Raw genomic sequence first — 18357 nt, 5'->3', positions numbered from 1 at the left:
GGCTTTCCTCCTACAGTAGATTATACTTTTTCAAGACCCTATAAAGCCTTTCGTCCTCACCTGCGAGGTCTCTGAGTGCGTCCAAAAGTTTAGAAAACTTGCCCTTTTCAAACTTCTCAAGAGCCTCATCTGTAGCCCTTTTCACAGTGCTTTTCCTATCCCACAGGATAAGCCCAATTATAGTGGCTATCAAGAGAAGCTGACCACCAAAGATGGCTATCATTATCTGAGTAAGCCTGTCTATTTGCTTCTCCATCTGCTCAAAACGTTTATCTACTTGCTGAAAGCCTACATCCATCTTTGTTTCAAGTCTTTCTATTTTTATCTCCATATTTCTAAGTCTTTCCCTGTCTTCTTGGGTAAAGGAGACCTCCTTGGCAAAGCCAAAGCCCAAAAGCACGATTAAAAGAAGTATAAGCCTAACCATAACACTTCCTCGTAATCTATTAAATTTATACCTCTTGTAGCACTCCTGCACATCTTTTGCATACTTCTCCCTCAAACTCTTCCTCTGGGTAGTATAGCCAGCATCTTGGACATTTCTTACCTTCCGCAGGAGACACGCCCACTCTTATACCCTTTACCTCCTCACCCTCTATAACATAACTACCACCCTCTGAAAACTTAACTGCACTCACAGTAAAGAAATACTTAAGGTAGTCTTCATATTCTCTCGCAATTTCCAAGCCTTTTCCCCACAGAAAGACTTGAGCTTCGTATGGGTGGTTTACCGCCTTGTCCCTTCTTGCTATTTCTATCGCCTTCATCACATCCCCTCTTAGCCTTATTAGATACTCGTAGTCCTTGAAGAGTTGCTCATCAATTAGCTCTTCTTTTCCTTGAGGCATGTGGTGCATAAAGACGCTTTCTGGAAGCTCTGGGTTTGTCTTCCTTAGGTGCTCCCAAGCCTCCTCTGCGGTAAAGCTAAGAAAGGGTGCGATTGAAGTAATGAGGGCTTCCGCCAAGGCATAAAGGACTGTTTGAGCAGACCTTCTTTCCCAGCTGTTTGGAGCATAAACGTAGAGCCTATCCTTTAAAACATCAAGATACAGGCTCGAAAGCTCCACAGAGCAGAAGTTTCTTACTAAGTGATAGACCCTATGAAAGGCGTATTCTTGGTAATGCTTATGAACCTCTTGGAGAAGTTTCTGCAGGTATGAAAGCATCCAACGGTCAAAGTGGTGAAGTTCCTCGTAGGGCACTGCCTCTGAGGGTTCAAAGTCATAAAGGTTTCCTAGCAAGAACCTTATAGTGTTTCTTATCTTCTTATAGTCCTCAACAAGTCTTTGGATTATGCCCTTTCCGAGCCTCACATCCTCCGTGTAGTCCTCGGATACCACCCAAAGCCTAAGCACGTCCGCACCGTATTGCTTTATGACCTCCTGAGGTGAGACCACGTTTCCTAAGGACTTGGACATTTTTCTGCCCTTTTCATCCACCGTAAAGCCATGGGTAAGGACCGCCTTGTAGGGTGCTTCTCCGTAGCTGGCAACGGACTCAAGCAAAGATGCCTGAAACCATCCCCTATGCTGGTCCGAACCCTCAAGGTAGAGGTCTGCCTTCTGAATGCCCCTCTTTCTCAAAACCTGTGCGTGAGAAGAGCCAGAGTCAAACCACACATCCAGAATATCCTCTTCCTTTATAAACTCCCTTGAGCCACAGGAAGGACAGGTATAGCCCTCTGGCAGGAGCTCCTCTGGAGACTTCTCAAACCAAAGGTCAGCTCCCTCCGGAGAAGTCTCTATCATATTAGCTATCCTCTCAAATACCTCTAAGTCAGAGACCACATGCCCGCAGTTTTTACAATAAAAGACCGTTATAGGCACACCCCAGAACCTTTGACGAGATATACACCAATCTGGTCTGTTTTCTACCATAGACCCTATGCGGTTTTTACCGTAGGGTGGAATCCATTGAACTTTTTCTATCTCCTCAAGGCACTTTTCTCTAAAACTCTTACCATCAACCTGACCTGACATGCTTATAAACCATTGAGGCGTTGCCCTAAATATGACAGGATTTTTGCATCTCCAACAGTGAGGATAGGAGTGCCTCATCTTGCCTTCCCAAAGCAGCAGACTTCTTGCCCTCAGGTCTTCTATTATGAGAGGATTTGCCTCAAAGACCCTCTTGCCCCTTATAAACTCTGGTGCTTCTTGGGTAAACCTACCCTCGTCATCCACGGGTGCAAAGGGCTCAAGCCCATACCTAAGACCCACCAAATAGTCCTCCCTACCATGACCCGGTGCCATATGAACAAGACCTGTTCCTGTAGATAGCTCCACAAACTCCGAGGGGTAGACCTTGTTTACCCTGCCCCCATAGGGTGCAAAATACTCAAGACCCACAAGCTCAGACCCCCTTACCTGCCTTATAACCTCTCCGTTTATACCCGTAAGAGACTTGACACTTTCTAATAACTCCTTTGCCAATATGTAGGTCTCTTCTCCAGACTTGAAAAAGACATACTCGTAGTCCTCTCCCACCATAACGCCAAGGTTGGCAGGCAAAGTCCAAGGAGTGGTAGTCCATATAAGCAGGTATGTTTTTGGCTGGTCCCTTAGTGGAAACTTCACATATATGCTTGGGTCTTCCTTCTCGTAGTATTCTACTTCCGCCTCCGCCTCTGCGGTTTTGTCATATATACACCAATAGACGGGTTTTTTGCTCTTTATGACCAAGCCCCTACTGAAGACCCTTCCTAATTCCCTTACTTCTTGTGCCTGATAGGCAGGGTCCATGGTTATGTAAGGATTTTCCCAGTCCGCAAGGACACCAAGCCTTATAAACTCTTCCTTTTGAACCTTTATAAACCTCTCCGCATAAGCTCTACAAAGCCTTCTAAACTCCACCTTACCAAGCTCTTCCTTGGAGAGCTTTTTCTCCTTTAGCTCCTTTTCCACCTGCTGTTCTATAGGCAGTCCATGACAATCCCAACCAGGCACAAAGTCCACATTGTATCCTGTCAAAAGCCTATATTTGACAATAAGGTCTTTAAGGACTTTGTTGAGAGCATGCCCTATATGAATATGCCCGTTAGCATAAGGTGGTCCATCATGTAGCACAAAAAGGGGTTTGTCCTTGTTTCTCTCCCAGAGCTTTCTGTATAGCCCCTGCCACTTCTGAAGTATTTGAGGCTCTCTCTCTGGCAGGTTTGCCTTCATTGGAAAATCCGTCTTTGGAAGGTTTAAGGTTTCTGCGTAGTTTCGCATGAGGTTATATTATACTAAGCTAATAGAGCCATGCCCTTTATAACAAACAGCGACCAGAAAACCCTTGAGCAGAGGCTAAGGTATATAATCCCCAAAAGTGTGGAAATAAACATCCTTGTGGGCTTTTTCTACTTTTCCTCCGCACCCTTCTTGTATGAGGTTCTCAAAGATATGGAGGAGAAGGGAAAGCTAAGAGAAGGACATATAAAGATTCTCGTTGGGCTTGATGTGGACCAGAGGATAAACAGGCTCTATGAATATGCTCTTGAGACTTCAGACCCAAGAAATCAATTTTTCCTCTCTTTGGACAAGGCTTTTACCTCCGGTGATACGGACAGAAAAGAAACCTACGAGCAAGTGGAGTTTTTTATAAAACTTCTACAGGAAAAGAAACTTCTTTTGAAAAAGACAAGGAAACCTAATCATGCAAAGCTTTACCTTTTTATCTTGGAAGAGGGACAAGCAATACCACACCTTTTTATAACAGGCAGTAGCAATCTAACCAGCGCAGGGCTTAGCTATCAAGAAGAGTTTAATGTGGAAATAAGGGACTACGGCTTTGAAGAAGCTAAAGCATACTTTGATAGACTATGGAAAGAAGCGGTATCCCTTGATGTAAACAAGATATTAGACCATATCAGAACAAAAACCTTTCTAAGGGCTATAAGCCCCTTTGAAGCCTATGTATATGCACTTAAAACCTACATGGAAAGCTACACAGATACCTCAGAAAGTTCAAAAAACACCATAAAGACTCTATTGGAAGAGGCAGGATATAAAGCCTATAGCTATCAAGTGGAAGCCATCGCACAGGCGGTTAGAATAGTAAACACCCATAATGGTGTTATTTTGGCAGATGTGGTAGGGCTTGGAAAGTCTGTTATAGCGGTTGCGGTAGCCAAAAGACTTGGCACAAGAGGAATTGTTATTGCACCACCACACCTCATAGGAGACGAAGGAGAAAACTATGGATGGAAAAAATACTTGGCGGACTTTGGACTGCATGACTGGAGAGTCTTTTCTGTGGGAAAGTTAAGGGAAGCCTTAGAATATGTGGAGAAACACCAAGATGTCCAAACTGTTATAGTGGACGAAGCCCACAGGTTTAGAAACGAAAACACCAAAAGCTACACCTATCTGCAACAGATATGCAGTGGTAAAAGGGTGCTACTCTTGAGTGCAACTCCCTTTAACAACAGACCTTCGGATATATTTGCCATGCTAAAACTCTTTACCATTCCCAAAAAATCCACCATAGTCTTTGACGAAGACCTTGAAGGTAAATTTGAAGAGTTTGAAAGAGACTTCAAAAAACTATCCTACATAAAAACCTATTGGAACTCCTCAAACAAGAGCAACGAAGAACGTGCCCGAAAGTATTATAAGGAACTTTTCAAAGAAGATGACATAGACATAAACAAGGTAAAAGAAACCGCAAAGAGTTTGGCAAGGCAGATAAGAAGTATTATTGAGCCAGTAGTTATAAGAAGAAACAGGCTTGACCTACGGTATTACCCAGACAGAATAGACCTTCCTGAAGTAAAAGACCCTATAGAGAAGTTTTTTGAGTTAACACCAGAGCAGTTATACTTTTACGACGAGGTCATAAGTGCCTTTACCGACCTCTCAGAAGGTGGAAGGTTTACAGGAGCCATATACTTTCCAGAGAGATACAAAAGAGAAGAGGAAGAAAATGAGGATTTTACTTACCTCTATCAGAAAAACCTTTATAGCTTCATGAGAAGACTACTGGTAAAGAGGTTTGAAAGCAGTTTTGGAGCCTTTAAAAATAGCCTCAAAAGGTTCTTAGAAATTCACGAAAACGCTTTGGATTTCATAGAAAGAACAAAAAGCTTTGTGCTTGACAGAGACATCATAGAAGAGATACTTTCTGTTGAAGACGATGAAACTGTAGAGCAAAAGCTAAAAGAATTAGAGGAAGTATACAAACAAGGCAAGAAGTCAAAGTATCATGAAGTTTACAAGATAGAAGAGCTTGGTAAAAAGTTTGTTGAAGATATACAGAGGGACATAAGGCTTTTTAGGGAGCTTTTGGAGAAGTTTGAAAGAATAGGTTTGGAAAGAGAAGACCCAAAAGCAAAAAAGCTCATAGAAACAATAAAGGAGTTTTTAAAAGACAGAAAGGTGGTAGTTTTTACAGAGTATGTGGATACTGCCAGATATTTATGTAAAATCCTTAATGAAGCTTTTGGTGATAAGGTTCTTTGTGCCCATGGAAACCTCTCAAAACAAACCATAGAGTCCATATACAAAAACTTTGATGCCAGTGCAAAAGAGCAGAAAGATGAGTATGACATTTTGCTTGCCACTGACAAGCTTTCAGAGGGCTTTAACCTAAACCGCGCAGGAGTGGTTATAAACTACGATATTCCCTGGAACCCTGTAAGAGTTATCCAGAGGGTTGGAAGGATTAACCGTATTGGTAAAAAGGTTTACAAGGAGCTTTACATTGTAAACTTCTTCCCTACAGAAAGGGGAGCGGATATAGTGCGTTCAAGGGAAATAGCCCAGAACAAGATGTTTATGATTCACAAGGTTTTGGGAGAGGATGCAAAGATATTTTCACCAGAGGAAGAGCCACAACCCTCTGAGCTATACAGGAGACTTACCACCTACACGGAAGCAGAGCAGGAGAGCTTTTTCTCAAAGGTAAGAAAGGAATTTGAGGAAATAAAGAAAAAGCACCCAGAGGTTTTAAAGGTTGTGGAAGAGTTTCCATACAGAGTAAAGACTGCAAAAAGGCACAGCCAAGAAAACCTTATAGTGCTAATAAAGAAAGGCACAGACCTATTTGTTGGCTACAAAGAGCCAGAAGGACAGCCAAAGATAGTTAGTTTTGAGGATGTATACGAGCATATTAAGGCAAGTTATCAAGATAGACCTCTTGAGCTCTCTGAGAGCTTTTGGAAAAACTACAATGAGCTTTTGAACCATGCTGCAACAAAAACAATAGGAAAATTACAGAGAAGTTATTCAGAAGCGTGGAGTATGCTAAATACTATAGTCAGGAACCATCAACTACCAGAGGACTTACGTCAATATGTGAAAAACCTTATGGAAAACATAGAGAATTACAGCACTGTGCCAAAATACGTGATAAACAAAATAAGAAACCTGTCCTTGGGAAAGGACTTGCAGAAACAACTTATGCAACTCAAGGAAGAATATCCAGACCCAGAGGTAAAAGTCCTTATGGAAAGCCATGAGCCCGTTTATATACTTGCGGTTGAAAATAGACTATAAAAGGTTTACGAGCCAAAGTTTGCCTTTCTATGTTAACTGCACCCCAAGTATATGACGAAGTTTTAGAGATTTAGCTCCTTCTTCAACACTTCCAATACTTTCTCAGAGCTTATCAACTTTTTAATCAAAGCGTGTAAAAAATCTCTGTCTTTTATCTCTCTTACTCTTTCCTCCAAGCCCTCTGGCACATAGCCAAGCTTACTCTCTACGAGAGTTATAACCATATTTTGTGCGAACTCTAACTTTCCAATCTGCTTACCCTCCTCAAGTCCAAGCCTATACAGAATGTCCTTTCTCAACTTTCTCTTTGGCAATCTTATATCCTCAGGTCTAACCACTATAGGCATGTGCCTAACCTCCTCTGTCAACTTTATCCTTAAGTTAGGTCTCAGTTCTGTCAATGTCAAGGCTTTCAGTAGATAGTCCTTCCTTTCTTCCTCGTTCATGCCTTCCATAGTCTTTATGAGTTTCTCTATCAGATATGCCTCATCCTCTACCTTACACAAACAAGCTAAAAGCCTATCCATAGGGTCTGGGCTTTCCAAAAGCACTCTGCAGTCTATCTGCCTTATGTCAAGTATCTCATAGCTAAAGCTAAGATTTCTAAGCCTTAGCCTTGACTTCATTCTTAGCTTTCTGTTTCCCACATACACAAGGAGCTGTTTTATAGGACTGGTTGGATATCTCTCCAATATAGCAAGGTAATAGCGTAGCATTCTGAAAGGCATGTTAATGTCGTTAAAAGACTGAAACTCTATATGCAATATGCTTTCATCCTCAAGCCTTGCCAAAAAGTCCACTCTTAACTCTGTGGAAGGGAAGTTGGTAGGCAGTAGCTCTTTTATGGGTGCTGGTGTGAGTATTTTGCTAAGCCTGTGTGGTATTTCCTCAAAAACATCTTTTAAAGCTATATCCTTCTGCATACAAGTTAAAATATCATACATGCTTCAGGATCTTATAGACAGCTTTAGCCCAGAGGTTTTAGTAAGGTTTTTGGAAGAAAAGGACGAAGACTTTCGCTTCCTTAGAGAAAAATACGCACCTGTAGAAAACTTTACAGATATTGAGCTTTTGGCACAGAAGGAGCTTGAGGATAACAATAGGTTTGGTGTGTGGGCTATAAAAACCCAAGCTGAGCTTTCTGAAAGAAGTGGAAAGAAAAAACAATTTGAGCTTGCAAAAAACATACTCAAAAATGACTTTTTTGATGTTGGACTCTTTGCCTTCTATGACGAAACTGGAAACTTTAGACTCTCCCTTGTCTATGCACTATACAAGGGAAAAAAGGTAGAGCTTAGTAGCTATAAGCGTTATACCTACTTTGTGGAAAAGGGTAAAAGATACAGAACCTTTGAAAAGGCTTTGAATACTTTGAGTTTTGAAAGTCTTGAAAAGATAAAGGAAAGTTTCTCAAGAAAGCCTCTCATAAAGGAGTTCTACAGAGAAATTCAAAACTGGTATGCTTGGGCTTTGAAGGACCCTCAAGTATTCTTTCCTTCTGGAAGAAAGGAAGAGCATCTTATTAGGCTTATTACACGGCTTGTGTTTGTATGGTTTTTGAAGGAGAAAAACTTAGTTCCAAGCCTTATCTTTGAGCCTGAAAGTTTGAAACACATAGTGAAGGACTTTATGAAGGGCACTAATTACTACAACGCTATTTTGCAAAACCTATTTTTTGCTACTCTTAACACACCTGCTAAAGGTAGAAGGTTTGCTAACAACGAAGATTTTCTAAAAAACAGACAGGACTTTGGAGTAAAGAACCTATACAGGTATAAGGAGCTGTTGGAGATTTCCGAAGAGGAGTTTATAAGGCTTTTTGAGAGGGTGCCTTTTATCAATGGTGGGCTTTTTGAGTGTCTTGATGAGGATAAAAACTATGTGGATGGCTTTACGAGAAACGAAAAGTATAGGGCAAGAATTCCAGACTACCTTTTCTTTTCTGAAGAGAGAACTCAAGACCTTTCGGATTTTTATGGAGAGAGAAAGAGGGAAAGAGTTAAAGGTCTTATTAATATCCTAAAGGACTACAATTTCACCACAGATGAGAGTACTCCTTTGGATGTAGAAGTGTCTCTTGACCCAGAGCTACTGGGACACATTTTTGAGAACCTTCTTGCGAGCTACAATCCAGAGACACAGGAAACCGCAAGGAAACTAACAGGAAGCTACTACACACCTATAGAGATAGTGGACTTTATGGTGGAGAGTGCTTTGCTTGAATACTTTAAGAGGAAGACAAACATTGATGAGAAGAGGTTAGAGGAGCTTTTTAGTTCTGAGCGGATGCCTGAGCTTACAGAAGAAGAGAGAAGGCAAATAGTAGAGAGCATAGACAGTATAAAGGTTTTAGACCCTGCGGTAGGTTCTGGAGCATTTCCTATGGCAGTGCTTCATAAGCTTGTAAGACTTCTTGAGAAGGTAGACCCAGACAACAGCCTGTGGAAGGAAAAGCAAAAAGAAAAGGTTTTGAAGAGTGCAGAGGAAATCTTTGAGAGAGAAAGCAAGGAAGTAAGAGAGGAGCTATTGAAGGAGCTAAACGAGAACTTTGACCAAGCCTTAAGAGAGCCAGACTATGCAAGGAAGCTATACATAATCCAGAACTCCATATATGGCGTAGACATACAGCCCATAGCTATACAGATAACCAAGCTAAGGTTTTTCCTAACTTTGCTAATAGACCAGAAGATAGACCCCAGTAAGGAGAACCTTGGCATAAAACCCTTGCCACACCTTGAGACAAACTTTGTAAGTGCCAACACTCTGATAAAGCTACAAAGACCTCAACATAGCCTTATGCCGAGGGAATTTAATGACCTAAGGAAGGAGCTATTGGAGCTATACAAGAGACACTTTAGCGTAAGGACGAGGCAGGAGAAGAAGAGGATTCAAGAGAAAGCGAAGGAGATAAGGGAGAAGATAAAGGAGATGCTACAGAGGAGTGGTTGGAGCAGTGAACTTGCAAAGAAGATAGCGGACTTTGACATTTTTGACCAGCTTTCTGAAGCGGACTGGTTTGACCCAGAGTGGATGTTTGGAGTTGAAGGCTTTGATATTGTTATAGGAAACCCACCCTATGTAAGACAGGAGAGACTAAAGGAGACAAAGGAGCTATTAAGACAGAACTATCCAAACATATACGAGTCTACTGCGGACCTGTATGTATACTTTATAGTTAGGGGCTATGAGCTATTAAAGGAGGGGGGAGTATTGTCATACATAACGAGCAATAAATGGATGAGGGCAAGATACGGGAGGAAACTAAGGAAATATTTAAGGGAGAATACAAGGATAGAACTTTTGCTTGACTTTGCAGGGCATAGAGTATTTGAGAGTGCGACAGTAGACACGAGCATAGTCATACTTAGCAAGATAAAGGAGAAGAACCCTGCCATAAAGGTAGCTGTAGCGGACAGGGAGCTAAAGGAAGGTAGCTTAAGAGAGTTCATAAGGAGCAAAGTTTTTTATCTTTCACAGGAGAAGTTAAGCGATGATGTGTATGTGTTGGAAGAGGAAGAGGTTCTAAGGCTAAAGGAGAAGATAGAGAAGGTAGGGAAGCCATTGAAGGATTGGGATGTGAGGATATACTTTGGGATAAAGACAGGCTTTAATGAAGCCTTTATTATAGATAGTCAAAGGAGGGAGGAGATTTTGGCTAATTGTAGGGATGAGGAGGAGAGGAGGAGGACAGAAGAGATAATAAAGCAATGTATTAAAGGAAGAAATATAAAGCGATATATTTACGAGGCTGAAGATAAATACATGCTGGTGCTATACAGAAACGTAAATATTGAAAAACTCTCTTCTATCAAAGCACATTTAGAAAAATACAAATCTTTTCTAATCAAGAGGGCTGGAAATCAAAAATGGTATGAATTGCAAGCACCACCGAGTAAAGAGAAGCTTGAGTTTTTGCTAAAGGATAAAATAGGATATTCCGATATAGGTTTTAAGTTCTGTTATGTTCCAAGTGGTATCGTTGGTGATAACACAACCTATTTTATAATACCTGAGGGAAATCTTAGCATATACTACCTACTTGGACTTTTAAACTCAAAGGTGGTTAGTTTTTACTATACACACTTCTTAGGTGCACGTTTGGGTGGACGGACGACGAGAGGATTTACTGAATATATGAACTTTCTTCCCATTCCACCCATTACAAAAGAAAACCAAGCCATAGCGGAGCAAATAGAAGAGCTTGTAAGTCAGATATTGCAAATAAAAGCCCAAGACCCAAATGCGGACACCCAAGAGCTTGAAAGACAAATAGACCAACTGGTTTATCAACTATACAAACTAACTCCGGAGGAAATAGAGCTCATAGAAAGAAAACTCACACACAACTAAACCCCCAAGCCAAAAACACACCAATTAGATATTCAACTCCTTTTTCAAGACCTCCAACACCTTTTCAGAGGCTATCAACTTTTTAATCAAAGCATACAAAAACTCTCTATCTTTTATCTCCCTTACCCTTCCCTCCAGACCTTCTGGCACATAGCCAAGTTTACCCTCAATTATGGCTATAAGCATATCCTGTGCAGACTTTAAAAGACCTTCCTCCAGTCCAATCTGTTTACCTTCCTCAAGTCCAATCCGCTTACCTTCTTCAAGCCCAATCTGTTTACCCTCTTCAAGTCCAATCTGCTTACCCTCCTCAAGCCCAAGCCTATACAGAATGTCCTTTCTCAACTTTCTCTTTGGCAATCTTATATCCTCAGGTCTGACCACTATAGGCATGTGCCTGACCTCCTCTGTCAACTTTATCCTTAAGTTAGGTCTTAACTCTGTCAGTGTCAATGCCTTCAGTAGATAGTCCTTCCTTTCTTCCTCGTTCATGCCTTCCATAGTCTTTATGAGTTTCTCTATCAGATATGCCTCGTCCTCCACCTTACACAAACAAGCTAAAAGCCTATCCATAGGGTCTGGGCTTTCCAAAAGCACTTTGCAGTCTACCTGCCTTATGTCAATCATCTCATAGCTAAAGCTAAGGTTTCTAAGCCTTAGCCTTGACTTCATCCTTAACTTTCTGTTTCCTACATAAACAAGGAGCTGTTTTATGGGACTGGTTGGATATCTCTCCAATATAGCAAGGTAATAGCGTAGCATTCTAAAGGGCATGTTTGTATCGTTAAAGGATTGGAACTCTATATGCAGTATGCTTTCATCCTCAAGCCTTGCTAAAAAGTCCACTCTTAGCTCTGTGGAAGGGAAGTTTGTGGGTAGCAGTTCCTTTATGGGTGCTGGTGCAAGTATTTTGCTAAGCCTGTAAGGGATTTCTTCAAATATGTCTTTTAGGGCTATGTCTTTTGAAGACACGTTAAGGATTATACCATGCTTTAAGCCTTTGCTAAACTACTCTGGCTTTATTACATCCACCCCTAAATAATCTCTCAAGGCGGGTGGCACTATTACAGAGCCATCTTCTTGTTGGTAGTTTTCAAGAATGGCGGAAAGCGTCCTACCTACCGCAAGTCCAGAGCCGTTTAGCGTGTGGACGAAGTGCAATTTGCCCTGTGAGTCTCTGTATCTTGTATTCATCCTCCTTGCCTGAAAGTCCTCACAGTTGGAGCAAGAAGATATTTCTCTGTATCTTCCCTGAGAGGGAAACCACACTTCAATGTCGTAGGTCTTAGCAGATGCAAAACCCATATCACCAGTGCACAAAAGCACTACCCTGTAAGGAAGTCCAAGAGCTTGCAAAATGTCCTCTGCATCTGCGGTAAGTCTTTCAAGCTCTTCATAAGAGTGTTCTGGTTTTACTATCTTTACAAGCTCCACCTTATTAAACTGATGCTGTCGTATTAAACCCCTTATGTCCTTTCCGTATGAGCCTGCTTCTCTTCTGTAGCAGGGAGTGTAAGAGACCATGTATATGGGAAGCTGGTCTTCTGAAAGGATTTCATCTCTAAAGAGGTTTGTAAGTGGTACTTCTGCAGTGGGTATTAGGTATAGGTCATCCCTTTCGCATCTGTATAGCTCCTCTTCAAACTTGGGAAGCTGACCAGTGCCTACCAAAATTTCTGGTCTTACAAGGTGTGGTGGCAAGACTTCCTTGTAGCCCTTTCTTGAGTGCAGGTCTAACATAAAGTTTATAAGAGCCCTCTCTAACTTTGCACCCCAACCAAGAAGCACGGAAAACCTGCTCCCAGAGAGCTTGCCCGCCCTTTCAAAATCAATGATGCCAAGCCTTTCTCCAATTTCCCAATGAGGTCTTGGTTCAAAGTTAAAGTCCCTTGGCTTTCCCCACCTACGGACTTCCACGTTCTGACTTTCATCCTCACCTACAGGCACGCTCTCGTGTGGAAGATTTGGAATGGAAAGCATCACCTCTCTTAGCTTTGTCTCCACCTCAAATAACTCCACCTCATATTTCTCTATACTTTCCCTTAGGTTCTTCACCTCTGATTCAAGCTCTGATGTGTCCTTTCCCTCTTTTTTTAGCTTGCCTATTTCTTTGCTCTTTGCGTTTCTTTCCGCTCTTAGCCTTTCAATCTCTTTTAGAATAGCTCTTCTTTCTCTGTCAAGCTCAAGGACTCTGTCTACAAGCTCCGCATAAGCCTTATCTCTTGTGGAAAGCCTTTCCTTTACCCACTCTGGGTCTTTACGTAGGAGTTCTATATCAAGCATAGAGAGATATTTTAATAGCTATGGTGTGGTTTTGTCCTTACTGTTGGCATGAGGTAAAAGAAGATGACCGTACTTGCCCAAATTGTGGTGCAAACCTTGAGTCCTTTCATTCTCTTGACTTTGACAGTAAGCTTATCCTTGGCTTGAGGAACCCAGTAGTTCAAACAAGGATGTTTATCATAGAGCTTATAGGTAAGAGGAAGGTCAAAAGTGCGGTTCAAGAGCTTTGCAAACTTTTTAGAGAAAGCTCAGATACTTACGAGCTAATAGCCATAGTGGATGCGTTGCATAGTATAGGAACAGGAGAAGCCATAGACTGTATAAGGTACGTAGGTTTTGAAAAGGGAAACTCTGTTGTTGAAAAACATATACAAAAGCTCCTAAGCTCTCTCTAACCTACCATTAGCATAGGTAAACTGTGCGTCTATTTTCTTCTCTGAGTCTTTTCTGTATTTGTCTACCGAATATATGGTGCAGACCGCACTGTCTTTTGCTAGCCTAAGCACGCTATAGCCCCAGCAGTCTATGGAGTTTATGTGTCTTATCCAAGGGTTTTGTTTCATCTCCGCCTGTTGGAATTCCTCAAGGGATGCATAGCTCCAATTTCTCCTCCACCAGCCACCTTCTTTTGCATTGATAGAAGACACCGCAGGCGTCATAAACTCTGCACCAAGGAGTCTCTCTGGTCTTTCGTAGCTTTCTGGAATTTCCGTCACAAGGCTTGCATGCCTATCGCCAGTTATGGCAATTAGATTATTCATACCCCTTTCCTTCAAAAAGTTAAGTATCTGAGACCTCTCCCCTGCGTAGCCGTCCCAAGCATCCAAAGAGCCAAACTTACCATCTGTCTGAGACCTTGAGAACTGCACACTACTTGCCCACACCTTCCAACGATAGTTCCCCTCCCTTAGTTTTGAGAAAAACCACCTTTTTGGGTCCGCACCCAGCATAGAAGTCTTGTTTTGCTCTGGACAACCCTCTACGCCAAACCTTCCTATGCTAAGAATTGGTTAAGATTTGGTTAAGAAATCTCCAAAGACCTTCTTTTTGCACTCGCTTTGCGAAGATACTCAGTGAGTTCCTCTTCTTTCCCTCCCCTTATGGCTTCCCTTAGTCTTTGCAAAGAGGACATAAACACCTCTATAGCTTTGACCACCTCCTGGGAGTTTTCCAAAAAAATATCCCTCCACATAACTGGGTCAGAGCCAGCTATACGAGTGAAGTCCCTAAAGCCACCGCCAGGGTATCTAAAGAGGTCTATCTCTTTGCTTAGCCTTTCTACCGCATCCATCAGGGCAAAGGCTACCGCATGAGGCAGGTGAGAAACCACTCCAAAAACAAAGTCATGCACGTATGGGTCCATTTCTTCAACCAAAGAGCCGATTTTAGTCCACAGGTCTTTTATCTTTTCCTTTGTTTCCCTGTGAGTTTTTTCTGTGGGTGTGAGGATAAATCGCTTTCCTCTAAAGAGGTCTTTCAGAGAGTTTTCCACTCCCGCCTTTTCTGTGCCTGCTATAGGATGTCCTCCCACAAACCTTTCGCCAAGTATTTCTTCCAGCCTGTAAACAAGCCTTCCCTTTACCGAGCCAAGGTCGGAAACTACACACTCCTTGCTTATATGGTCTTTTATAACCTCTGCTATCGGAACAAAGGTTCTCACAGGCGTTGCCAACATCACCAAGTCTGGCTCAAACAGGCTTATACTCTTGAGGTCAGTTGAGCCCTCTTGAATGACACCCAGTTGCTTGCCTTTTTCTAACGCTTGAGGATTTATATCTATCCCAAAGACTTCACAGCCAATCGCTTCCCTACAGGCAAGAGCAAAAGAGCCTCCCATAAAGCCAACACCTACTACCGCAACTCTCTTAAACATCCTGATAAACTATCCTACCTTCAAAGATAGTATAAAGAACCTTACCTTTGAGCCTTTTACCCCAAAGCGGTGTGTTTTTGGACCTTGAGAGGTTTGTCTCTTCATTGAGAACCCATTCCTTTTCTGGGTCAAAGAGCACCAAATTCGCTTTTGAGCCTTCCCTTAGGCTTCCACAGTCTGCAAGACCGAGTATTTTTGCAGGTGTGCAAGACATTAACTCCACCATCCTTGAGAGGCTTATATGTCCTTCTCTTACAAGCTGGAGCATCATTGGCAAAGCGGTTTGCAATCCTATCATGCCAGGCATAGCCTTTTCTATCTGCCCCTTTTCCCAAAGTGCATGAGGAGCATGGTCTGTCGCTATGCAGTCTATTGTTCCGTCCTTGAGTGCCTCCAAAAGAGCTCTGCGATGCTTTTGACTTCTTAGTGGTGGGTTTACCTTTGCATTAGAGTAAGAGTTTAGAATTTCTTCTTCTGTAAAGAGAAGATGGTAGGGGTTTACCTCACAGGTTATCCTTGCCCCCTTTTCCTTGAAAAACCTTATTATCTCCACGCTCAAGGAAGAGCTAAGATGCTGTATATGGATATGCCCGCCCGCGTGGTAGGCAAGTATGCAGTCCCTCGCCACCAAAAGGTCTTCCGCACCTGCAGGTCTTGACCCTATACCAAGCAATGAACTTACATACCCCTCGTTTATATGCCCGTTGGCAATCCTGTCATCCTCGCAGTGGTTCATTATAAAAGAGCCAATCTGAGCGGTGAGCTTTAGAGCTTTTTCCATAAGTCTTGAGTCCATAAGAGGAGCACCATCGTCGGTAAAGGCAACACATCCAGCCTCTTTCAAGGCAAAAAAGTCCACAAGCTCTTGTCCCTTTCTCCCCTTAGTTATAGCGCCAGAGGGTAGAACTCTACAAAGACCTATATCCTCCGCCTTTCTAACTATATACTGTGCAATCTCTGGTGAGTCTATAGCTGGCTTGGTGTTTGGCATGCATACAAGGGTGGTAAAACCCCCAGCGACAGCACATTTCATACCGCTTTCCAAGTTCTCCTTGTATTCTTGACCTGGGTCTCTCAGATGCACATGCAGGTCTACAAAAGAGGGGCAGGCAATAAGACCATGACCTTCTATAAGCTGAGCTTCAAGCTCAAAAATGTCATCCCCTATGGCTTTTATCTTTCCCTTTTCTATAAGAATGTCCTTTGTGCTGTCAAGGTTTTGAGAGGGGTCTATGAGCCTGACCTTCTTTATGAGTACTTTTGACATCGCATAAATTATAAACCACCTCTTTCAGAGCCTTGTAAGGGTTTTTCTCCTCTGTTTCCCAAACAAATACGCCCCTCTGACTTAAAATTCCCTTCGCCTTTGAGGATTCTGGATGATGTCCGCAGATGACCACAAGCAAACCTTTATTGCATACGAGCTCAGATATATCTACTTCATCTTTTGGCAACTCTTTTATCCTCTCTGGAGAGTCACCAAAGATAAGAAGTTCCTTAGCTCTTTCAAACTTTTGGCTTATATTTCCTCTTTCATCCACAAGCACCCCTACCCTTAGGTCTTCACCATCCACAGGTTCATAGTGTATAAAGACCATATCAAGCTCCCTTATCTCTTCCTTTAGCTTCTCCTCTATTTGGTCAACAAGTTGGTGCATTCTTATAAAGTCTCTACCCTCCAATGCAATCACCAAATCCGCAAAGAGCTTTCCACCAGAACTTCTCACAAAAAGACCCTTTATCTCCTTGACCTCTGGGAAAGAGAGAAGCACCTGCCTTATTCTATCAAGGGTCTTTTCATCCGCAGACACATCCAATAGCACCGATACCTCTTTCCAAAGTATGCTAAAAGCGGTATAGCTTATAAGTAAGGCAACACCAAAGGCAAAGTATCTGTCAAGCTGATAGCCCATGTAAACTCCCAAAAGGCTCATAAGCACCAAAGAAGAGCCAAAGGCATCGGTAAGAGTGTGGTAAGAGTCCGCTATAAGGGTAGGAGAGTTGAGCCTTTTGCCTGCCCTTCTTTCAAGAAAGGAAAGGGTCAGAGAGCTAAGGAGAGAAAAGACCACCACACCAAGACCCAAGCCAAGATACTCTTCCTTTACTACCACCTCCTTGCTTATAGCCCTCCTTATCATCTCATAGGCGGTCAAAAGCAGGAAGAAGGCTATCACTATAGAGCCTATGTTTTCCAGCTTGTATAGACCATATGGAAACCTCTTAGTTTTCTTGTCGGAGAGCTTTATGGTAATAAAGGCTACCACAGAGGCAAAGGAGTCGGAAAGAGAATGAACCGCTTCACCCACCATAGATAGGCTTCCTGTCAAAATCCCCGCTATGAACTTAAGAAGTGCTTGAAGCAGGTTAACAGAAAGAGATATCAGAGCCCAGTGATGCTTCTTCATCGGTTAAAGGGTTGCTTACAGCCTTGATAGCTTCCTCGTCTTACAAGCTCTTCTTCTATTGCCTTTATGACCTCTTGCTTCTTAGCATAGGTGCAGTAGTCTGGTGCTATGAGCCTGTCTGGTTCTACCTCTCCAGTGAGCCTATGTATTACCATCTGTGGTGGTAGTATTTCCAGAATGTCAACAGCTCTTTTTGCATACTCTTGGAGGCTAAGCACAGCAAACTCACCCCTTAGATACTGTTCCGCCATCTTTGTGTTTTTTATTATATGTAAAGGATGAATCTTTATGCCATCTACTGGTAGGCTTGCTATGAGCTTGCCCGTTTCAAGCATGTCTTCTTGGTCTTCGTAAGGCAGTCCCAAGATTATGTGGGCACACACCTTTAGGTTTCTTTTCTTTGTCCTCAGCACCGCATCCACAAAGTCAGAAACTCCATGAGCCCTGTTTATAAACCTCAGGGTTTTGAAGTTAGCACTCTGGAGCCCATATTCTACCCATACCTCAAGCCCTCTTTTTGAGTAGCTTTCAAGAAGGTCAAGCACCCACTCTGGAACACAGTCTGGACGAGTCCCCACATCTATACCCACCACCTCTTCAAATTCAAGAGCGGTGTCGTAAACAGACTTGAGGTATTCATACTCTCCGTAGGTGTTAGAGTAGGACTGGTAGTATATGAAAAAGTAGAGCCTTTCACCGTATCGGTTTTTTGCCCTTCTTATGCCCTCCTCTATCTGTTGACGCAGAGGAATGTATGGCTCAAGGTGTGCGGGTCTTGTGCCAGAAAAACAGTAGGTGCATCCACCCCTTGCCTTTGTGCCATCTATGTTGGGACAGGTAAAGGGTAGTGCAACTGTTATCTTTTGCACTCGCCTGCCGTACTTCTCTTTTAGATAGTCCTTTAGAGAGTAGTAGAGCCTTCTGGTTGCTGTTGCCTGCATACTGGTCATGGGATAAATTATAGCCCTAA

13 protein-coding genes are annotated in these 18357 nt (G+C 42.5%); 3 read left to right on the top strand and 10 right to left on the bottom strand.

Going from position 1 to position 18357, the window contains the following annotated elements:
- Positions 1–10: 10 nt before the first annotated feature.
- Together G3M65_RS04090 and ileS are read right to left on the bottom strand one after the other, a co-directional pair.
- A complete protein-coding gene (locus tag G3M65_RS04090; RefSeq protein WP_173833324.1) occupies positions 11–427 on the bottom strand; it encodes a hypothetical protein in 417 nt (138 codons plus the stop codon).
- Between the two features lie 25 nt (positions 428–452).
- Positions 453–3212, bottom strand: coding sequence for an isoleucine--tRNA ligase (gene ileS / locus G3M65_RS04085; RefSeq protein ID WP_173833323.1), 2760 nt, complete (start codon positions 3210–3212; stop codon positions 453–455).
- Positions 3213–3242: 30 nt separating this feature from the next.
- Here ileS and G3M65_RS04080 point away from each other — a divergent pair, with 30 nt between their 5' ends.
- Positions 3243–6476 (top strand): helicase-related protein, encoded by a 3234-nt coding sequence (locus tag G3M65_RS04080; RefSeq protein WP_173833322.1) that lies wholly within the window; start codon positions 3243–3245, stop codon positions 6474–6476.
- A gap of 62 nt (positions 6477–6538) precedes the next feature.
- Here the strand turns inward: G3M65_RS04080 and G3M65_RS04075 are convergent, their stop codons facing one another.
- Positions 6539–7399 (bottom strand): RpnC/YadD family protein, encoded by an 861-nt coding sequence (locus tag G3M65_RS04075; RefSeq protein ID WP_173833321.1) that lies wholly within the window; start codon positions 7397–7399, stop codon positions 6539–6541.
- Positions 7400–7418: 19 nt separating this feature from the next.
- Here G3M65_RS04075 and G3M65_RS04070 point away from each other — a divergent pair, with 19 nt between their 5' ends.
- On the top strand, positions 7419–10826 hold the full coding sequence (locus G3M65_RS04070; protein WP_254426309.1) for an Eco57I restriction-modification methylase domain-containing protein: 3408 nt from the start codon (positions 7419–7421) through the stop codon (positions 10824–10826).
- A gap of 24 nt (positions 10827–10850) precedes the next feature.
- Here G3M65_RS04070 and G3M65_RS04065 read toward each other — a convergent pair whose 3' ends face one another.
- Positions 10851–11798, bottom strand: a complete 948-nt coding sequence (locus G3M65_RS04065; RefSeq protein ID WP_173833320.1) for an RpnC/YadD family protein — start codon at positions 11796–11798, stop codon at positions 10851–10853.
- Between the two features lie 36 nt (positions 11799–11834).
- Positions 11835–13109, bottom strand: coding sequence for a serine--tRNA ligase (gene serS / locus G3M65_RS04060; protein ID WP_173833319.1), 1275 nt, complete (start codon positions 13107–13109; stop codon positions 11835–11837).
- 20 nt (positions 13110–13129) lie between these two features.
- Between serS and G3M65_RS04055 the strand changes: the two genes are divergently transcribed.
- Positions 13130–13504 carry a zinc ribbon domain-containing protein gene (locus G3M65_RS04055; protein WP_173833318.1) on the top strand — a complete coding sequence of 125 codons (375 nt, stop codon included), beginning with the start codon at positions 13130–13132 and terminating at the stop codon, positions 13502–13504.
- Here the strand turns inward: G3M65_RS04055 and G3M65_RS04050 are convergent.
- The 5 genes from G3M65_RS04050 to mnmL form a co-directional block, all read right to left on the bottom strand.
- A complete protein-coding gene (locus tag G3M65_RS04050; RefSeq protein WP_173833317.1) occupies positions 13490–14059 on the bottom strand; it encodes an alkaline phosphatase D family protein in 570 nt (189 codons plus the stop codon). The genes G3M65_RS04055 and G3M65_RS04050 overlap by 15 nt on opposite strands.
- 71 nt (positions 14060–14130) lie before the next feature.
- Entirely contained in the window at positions 14131–14982 is an 852-nt protein-coding gene (locus G3M65_RS04045; protein WP_173833316.1) for a prephenate dehydrogenase, read from the bottom strand.
- Positions 14975–16249 carry a dihydroorotase gene (locus tag G3M65_RS04040; RefSeq protein ID WP_173833315.1) on the bottom strand — a complete coding sequence of 425 codons (1275 nt, stop codon included), beginning with the start codon at positions 16247–16249 and terminating at the stop codon, positions 14975–14977. The genes G3M65_RS04045 and G3M65_RS04040 overlap by 8 nt, the downstream gene beginning before the upstream one ends.
- A complete protein-coding gene (locus G3M65_RS04035) occupies positions 16194–17387 on the bottom strand; it encodes a cation diffusion facilitator family transporter (RefSeq protein WP_173833314.1) in 1194 nt (397 codons plus the stop codon). Before G3M65_RS04035 ends, G3M65_RS04040 begins: the two co-directional genes overlap by 56 nt.
- Complete coding sequence (mnmL, locus tag G3M65_RS04030; RefSeq protein WP_173834665.1) at positions 17384–18328, bottom strand: tRNA modification radical SAM protein MnmL/YtqA; 945 nt, start codon at positions 18326–18328, stop codon at positions 17384–17386. Before mnmL ends, G3M65_RS04035 begins: the two co-directional genes overlap by 4 nt.
- Positions 18329–18357 lie beyond the last annotated feature (29 nt).

Origin of the sequence: Hydrogenobacter sp. T-8 (assembly GCF_011006175.1) — a bacterium.
GTDB classification, from domain to species: domain Bacteria; phylum Aquificota; class Aquificia; order Aquificales; family Aquificaceae; genus Pampinifervens; species Pampinifervens florentissimum.
This window is presented reverse-complemented; position numbering and strand designations above follow the sequence as displayed.